The sequence below is a fragment of the Streptomyces sp. HD genome, from assembly GCF_028369295.1.
GTDB lineage: Bacteria > Actinomycetota > Actinomycetes > Streptomycetales > Streptomycetaceae > Streptomyces.
In genome coordinates, this window is record NZ_JAQMYP010000149.1 from 1 (window position 1) to 1200 (window position 1200).

General features: G+C 70.3%; 1 protein-coding gene. It reads left to right on the plus strand.

The genetic code is table 11. The features are described from left to right. Positions 1-1200 (plus strand): serine hydroxymethyltransferase (glyA, locus tag POF73_RS45730; protein WP_272125465.1); only part of this gene is annotated, 1200 nt, incomplete at both ends.

Consider the following 1200-nt stretch of genomic DNA (forward strand, 5'->3'; position numbering starts at 1 on the left):
GACGCCGAGCTGGAGCGTCAGCAGTCCACCCTGGAGATGATCGCCTCCGAGAACTTCGCGCCGGTCGCGGTGATGGAGGCGCAGGGGTCGGTCCTGACGAACAAGTACGCCGAGGGCTATCCGGGCCGCCGTTACTACGGTGGCTGTGAGCACGTGGATGTGGCCGAGCAGATCGCGATCGACCGGGTCAAGGAGCTGTTCGGCGCCGAGTACGCCAACGTCCAGCCCCACTCCGGTGCCTCGGCCAACCAGGCCGCGCTGTTCGCGCTGGCCCAGCCCGGCGACACCATCCTGGGGCTGGATCTGGCGCACGGTGGGCACCTCACCCACGGGATGCGGCTGAACTTCTCCGGCAAGCAGTTCAACGTGGTCGCCTACCACGTGGAGGCCGGGTCCGGTCTGGTCGACATGGCCGAGGTGGAGCGCCTGGCCAAGGAGCACCGGCCGAAGGTGATCATCGCGGGCTGGTCGGCGTACCCGCGGCAGCTGGACTTCGCGGAGTTCCGGCGGATCGCCGACGAGGTCGGGGCGTTCCTGTGGGTCGACATGGCGCACTTCGCCGGGCTGGTCGCGGCCGGTCTGCACCCCAACCCGGTCGAGCACGCGGACGTGGTCACCTCCACCACCCACAAGACCCTGGGCGGGCCGCGCGGCGGCATCATCCTGGCGAAGCAGGCGTTCGCGAAGAAGCTGAACTCGTCGGTGTTCCCGGGCTTCCAGGGCGGTCCGCTGGAGCATGTGATCGCGGCCAAGGCGGTCTCCTTCAAGGTCGCCGCCTCGGCGGAGTTCAAGGAGCGCCAGCGCCGTACGGTCGAGGGCGCGCGGATCCTCGCCGAGCGGCTGACCGCGCCGGACGCGCGGGCGGCCGGGGTGAACGTGCTCTCCGGCGGCACCGACGTGCACCTGATCCTGGTCGACCTGCGTGAGAGCGAGCTGGACGGGCAGCAGGCCGAGGACCGTCTCCACGAGGTCGGCATCACGGTCAACCGCAACGCCGTACCCAACGACCCGCGCCCGCCGATGGTGACCTCGGGGCTGCGGATCGGCACCCCGGCGCTGGCCACCCGCGGCTTCACCGCCGAGGACTTCACCGAGGTCGCGGACGTCATCGCCGAGACACTCAAGCCGTCCTACGACGCCGACGCGCTCAAGACCCGGGTCAAGGCCCTGGCCGACAAGCACCCGCTGTACCCCGGTCTG